The sequence below is a fragment of the Chryseobacterium sp. SIMBA_038 genome (genome assembly GCF_046535115.1).
In the GTDB taxonomy this organism is placed as follows: Bacteria; Bacteroidota; Bacteroidia; order Flavobacteriales; family Weeksellaceae; genus Chryseobacterium.
The window spans coordinates 1-5699 of sequence record NZ_JAWRXH010000014.1 but is presented as its reverse complement, the minus strand read 5'-3'; the positions used below and the strand labels follow the sequence as shown (position 1 = coordinate 5699).

The window sequence follows — 5699 nt, the reverse complement described above, 5'->3', positions numbered from 1 at the left end:
AAAAAAAGTCTCATACAAATGAATGTATGAGACTTTTAAATAAAAACTGGCGGCGACCTACTCTCCCGCTTTCGCAGTACCATCGGCGCTGGTGGGCTTAACTTCTGTGTTCGGAATGGGAACAGGTGAGCCCCACCGCTAAAACCACCCTAAAGGCGTTATATAAGGTTCGAGGGTTTAGGAGTTAGGGCTTAGCTTGGCGCTAAATCCTGATACCTGGTTCCTGATACCTAATTTTAATCGATAAAAACACTCACAAAGACAAAACCTTTCTTGCACTTGCAAGGAGCTTGAGATAGGTTTATAATGTAATATTAATGATTACTCATTTGATGATTATATTTATTCCTGTAAATAGGCAATAAATCTACGGGTAATTAGTACTACTCGGCTATGCTGTTACCAACTTTACACCTGTAGCCTATCAACGTCGTCATCTCCAACGACCCTTAAAAGATGTCTCATCTTGAGGCGAGTTTCGCACTTATATGCTTTCAGTGCTTATCTCTTCCAAACGTAGCTACTCAGCGGTGCTCCTGGCGGAACAACTGATACACCAGAGGTTTGTTCAATTCGGTCCTCTCGTACTAGAATCAAGCCCTCTCAAACATCTAACGCCCGCAATAGATAGAGACCGAACTGTCTCACGACGTTCTGAACCCAGCTCGCGTGCCACTTTAATGGGCGAACAGCCCAACCCTTGGGACCTTCTCCAGCCCCAGGATGTGACGAGCCGACATCGAGGTGCCGAACCTCCCCGTCGATATGAGCTCTTGGGGGAGACTAGCCTGTTATCCCCGGAGTACCTTTTATCCTATGAGCGATGGCCCTTCCATACGGAACCACCGGATCACTATGTCCTGCTTTCGCACCTGATCGACTTGTAGGTCTCACAGTCAAGCACCCTTATGCCATTACACTCTACGCACGGTTACCAAGCGTGCTGAGGGTACCTTTGAAAGCCTCCGTTACTCTTTTGGAGGCGACCACCCCAGTCAAACTACCCACCACGCAGTGTCCTTCTAAAAGAAGTTAGGCTCCAAGTAAGTAAAGGGTGGTATTTCAACGTTGACTCCACAAACACTAGCGTGCCTGCTTCAAAGTCTCCCACCTATCCTACACATTACTTACTCAAAGTCAATACGAAGTTATAGTAAAGGTTCACAGGGTCTTTTCGTCCCATTGCGGGTACTCGGCATCTTCACCGAGACTACAATTTCACAGAGCTCATGGTTGAGACAGTGCCCAGATCGTTACACCATTCGTGCAGGTCGGAACTTACCCGACAAGGAATTTCGCTACCTTAGGACCGTTATAGTTACGGCCGCCGTTTACTGGGGCTTCAGTCAAACGCTTCGCATTACTGCTAACGCCCTTCCTTAACCTTCCAGCACCGGGCAGGTGTCAGACCCTATACAGCATCTTTCGATTTAGCAGAGTCCTGTGTTTTTGATAAACAGTCGCCTGGGCCTTTTTACTGCGGCCACCATTGCTGATGGCGTCTCTTCTCCCGAAGTTACGAGACTATTTTGCCTAGTTCCTTAACCATGATTCACTCTAGCACCTTAGGATTCTCTCCTCGACTACCTGTGTCGGTTTTGGTACGGGTTGCTTCACTTCGGCTTTTCTTGGAAGCACTTTCCTTACAGCAACTTCGCCCGAAGGCTAGGTCTTGACTATTCCGTCAGTCTCCAGTAAGTACGGCACTCCGTCCCCTTTTTAGTGTGAGCAAGTATGGGAATATTAACCCATTGTCCATCCACTACCCCTTTCGGGTTCGCGTTAGGTCCCGACTAACCCTCAGCTGATTAGCATGGCTGAGGAAACCTTAGTCTTTCGGTGAGCGGGTTTCTCGCCCGCTTTATCGTTACTTATGCCTACATTTTCTTTTCTGTACGCTCCACAATGGCTCACGCCACTGCTTCTGTGCAAACAGAATGCTCCCCTACCAGATATAACCCAATGGTTATAAATCCATAGCTTCGGTACTCTATTTATGCCCGATTATTATCCATGCCGGACCGCTCGACTAGTGAGCTGTTACGCACTCTTTAAATGAATGGCTGCTTCCAAGCCAACATCCTAGCTGTCAATGCAGTCCAACCGCGTTGCTTCAACTTAATAGAGATTTGGGGACCTTAGCTGTTGGTCTGGGTTCTTTCCCTCTCGGACACGGACCTTAGCACCCGCGCCCTCACTGCCGTGGAACATTTATTAGCATTCGGAGTTTGTCAGGAATTGGTAGGATTTGACTCCCCCGCATCCAATCAGTAGCTCTACCTCTAATAAACTTATACACGACGCTGCACCTAAATGCATTTCGGGGAGTACGAGCTATCTCCCAGTTTGATTGGCCTTTCACCCCTACCCACAGGTCATCCGAAGACTTTTCAACGTCAACCGGTTCGGTCCTCCACTTTGTGTTACCAAAGCTTCAACCTGCCCATGGGTAGATCACAAGGTTTCGCGTCTAATACTACTAACTAAGCGCCCTATTCAGACTCGCTTTCGCTCCGGCTCCGGACCTGAAGTCCTTAACCTCGCTAGTAACATTAACTCGTAGGCTCATTATGCAAAAGGCACGCCGTCACCCAACATGTGGGCTCCGACCGCTTGTAGGCGTACGGTTTCAGGTTCTATTTCACCCTTCTATTCGAAGTGCTTTTCACCTTTCCTTCACAGTACTTGTTCACTATCGGTCTTTCAGGAGTATTTAGCCTTGGAGGATGGTCCCCCCATATTCAGACAGGATTTCACGTGTCCCGCCCTACTCATTTATCATCCAAATATACCTTTCAAATACGGGGCTATCACCCTCTATGGCTGTTCTTTCCAGAACATTCTTTTAAATATATAAAGACTTTTGGGCTAATCCGCGTTCGCTCGCCACTACTTACGGAATCTCTTCGATTTCTTTTCCTCCGGGTACTTAGATGTTTCAGTTCTCCGGGTTTGCTCTCCAATAAATTGGAGTGACATGTCTTCAACATGCCGGGTTGCCCCATTCGGACATCTGCGGATCAATTCGTGTGTGCCGATCCCCGCAGCTTTTCGCAGCTTACCGCGTCCTTCTTCGCCTCTGAAAGCCTAGGCATCCGCCATACGCCCTTAACGATTTCTTTCCTATTTTATTAATTACTCAAGCACTCGCAAGTGCTCGGTTTTCTCTTTGTGATATTTTTACCGTTAATGTCAATGATCTTTAAATTCTTTCTGCGCGTCTGATAAATGAATATTTGTTTTGGCTCTATTCATCGTACTTTTAAATCAGACTCACAAAACTGTGGAGAATAAGGGAGTCGAACCCTTGACCTCCTGCGTGCAAGGCAGGCGCTCTAGCCAGCTGAGCTAATTCCCCCTCTAGGTGCTGTAGGCTGTAGGCTATAAGCTTTAGGCAAAATGCCTACTGCTTTAAGCTTAATGCTTACCGCTTTAATTAGTAGTCTCGGGCAGGCTCGAACTGCCGACCTCTACATTATCAGTGTAGCGCTCTAACCAGCTGAGCTACGAGACTTTGTTATGAGTAATGGGTGATGAGTAATAAGTAATATTTGCATATCCCTTTTTCCTCTCCCTTTATACTCAATCTCTCTTCCCTGTTACTAATTTCTAGTGGGTTTTGTATGTTTTTAATATAAATCAACCGAGTAAAAAACTAAAACGTTCTTTAAGTAAGTACATGGTACACTTAAGTACCTTAATTTTGTTTAACGTCTAAAGACGCTCTAAAATGAGATGTTCCAGCCGCACCTTCCGGTACGGCTACCTTGTTACGACTTAGCCCTAGTTACCTGTTTTACCCTAGGCAGCTCCTGTTACGGTCACCGACTTCAGGTACCCCAGACTTCCATGGCTTGACGGGCGGTGTGTACAAGGCCCGGGAACGTATTCACCGCGCCATGGCTGATGCGCGATTACTAGCGATTCCAGCTTCATAGAGTCGAGTTGCAGACTCCAATCCGAACTGAGACCGGCTTTCGAGATTTGCATCACATCGCTGTGTAGCTGCCCTCTGTACCGGCCATTGTATTACGTGTGTGGCCCAAGGCGTAAGGGCCGTGATGATTTGACGTCATCCCCACCTTCCTCTCTACTTGCGTAGGCAGTCTCACTAGAGTCCTCAACTTAATGCTAGCAACTAGTGACAGGGGTTGCGCTCGTTGCAGGACTTAACCTAACACCTCACGGCACGAGCTGACGACAACCATGCAGCACCTTGAAAATTGTCCGAAGAAAAGTCTATTTCTAAACCTGTCAATTCCCATTTAAGCCTTGGTAAGGTTCCTCGCGTATCATCGAATTAAACCACATAATCCACCGCTTGTGCGGGCCCCCGTCAATTCCTTTGAGTTTCATTCTTGCGAACGTACTCCCCAGGTGGCTAACTTATCACTTTCGCTTAGTCTCTGAATCCGAAGACCCAAAAACGAGTTAGCATCGTTTACGGCGTGGACTACCAGGGTATCTAATCCTGTTCGCTCCCCACGCTTTCGTCCATCAGCGTCAGTTAAGACATGGTAACCTGCCTTCGCAATTGGTGTTCTAAGTAATATCTATGCATTTCACCGCTACACTACTTATTCCAGCTACCTCTACCTTACTCAAGGCTCGCAGTATCAATGGCAGTTTCATAGTTAAGCTATGAGATTTCACCACTGACTTACGAGCCCGCCTACGGACCCTTTAAACCCAATAAATCCGGATAACGCTTGCACCCTCCGTATTACCGCGGCTGCTGGCACGGAGTTAGCCGGTGCTTATTCGTATAGTACCTTCAGCTTTCCACACGTGGAAAGGTTTATCCCTATACAAAAGAAGTTTACAACCCATAGGGCCGTCGTCCTTCACGCGGGATGGCTGGATCAGGCTCTCACCCATTGTCCAATATTCCTCACTGCTGCCTCCCGTAGGAGTCTGGTCCGTGTCTCAGTACCAGTGTGGGGGATCACCCTCTCAGGCCCCCTAAAGATCATTGACTTGGTGAGCCGTTACCTCACCAACTATCTAATCTTGCGCGTGCCCATCTCTATCCACCGGAGTTTTCAATATTAAGTGATGCCACTCAATATGTTATGGGGTATTAATCTTCCTTTCGAAAGGCTATCCCCCAGATAAAGGCAGGTTGCACACGTGTTCCGCACCCGTACGCCGCTCTCAAGATTCCGAAGAATCTCTACCGCTCGGCTTGCATGTGTTAGGCCTCCCGCTAGCGTTCATCCTGAGCCAGGATCAAACTCTCCATTGTATGTTTGTCTGACTCACTCAAAGTTATTAACGTTCTAGTCTTTTCCTTACTTGGTTGTTATATCTATTTTTCAATGATCTTCTTGTATCTTCCGCTTTTTACTATACCTAATTTTCTGTCGTTTTCAGTATAGATTTGCGTGTGCAAAAGTAAAACTTTATTTCTAATTGACCAAAAGATTTTTGACTTAATTTAAAGTTTTTTAACTAACCCTAAATCTCCTCTTTCCATATCCTGATCTTCTACTTCTCTGCTCCCGTTTTACCGGACTGCAAAGATACAAATTATTTTAACTTTAACAACTTTTATTTAATAAAAATTTAAAGCTTATTGTAATCTGTTTCGTAGTCTTTATACTCTGTTACCTCCTTCTGCGCTACCGATCCACATCTCGTTTTTCAGTGGGGCAAAAGTACTCCATTATACCCTACCACTCCAAATCTATTTAACATAA

General features: G+C 46.4%; 2 tRNA genes and 3 rRNA genes. All 5 read right to left on the bottom strand.

The annotated features are described in order from the left end of the window. Positions 1 to 44: 44 nt before the first annotated feature. Positions 45 to 152: ribosomal RNA gene (gene rrf, locus SB689_RS22505) — 5S ribosomal RNA — on the bottom strand. A gap of 205 nt (positions 153 to 357) precedes the next feature. Continuing rightward, positions 358 to 3122 (bottom strand): 23S ribosomal RNA (locus tag SB689_RS22500). A gap of 162 nt (positions 3123 to 3284) precedes the next feature. Next, a tRNA-Ala gene (locus tag SB689_RS22495) sits at positions 3285 to 3358 on the bottom strand. A gap of 82 nt (positions 3359 to 3440) precedes the next feature. Then, positions 3441 to 3514, bottom strand: a tRNA-Ile gene (locus SB689_RS22490). A gap of 214 nt (positions 3515 to 3728) precedes the next feature. Further along, positions 3729 to 5245 (bottom strand): 16S ribosomal RNA (locus SB689_RS22485). The 16S, 23S and 5S rRNA genes sit together here with 2 tRNA genes alongside, the layout of an rRNA operon. Between the last annotated feature and the right edge of the window lie 454 nt (positions 5246 to 5699).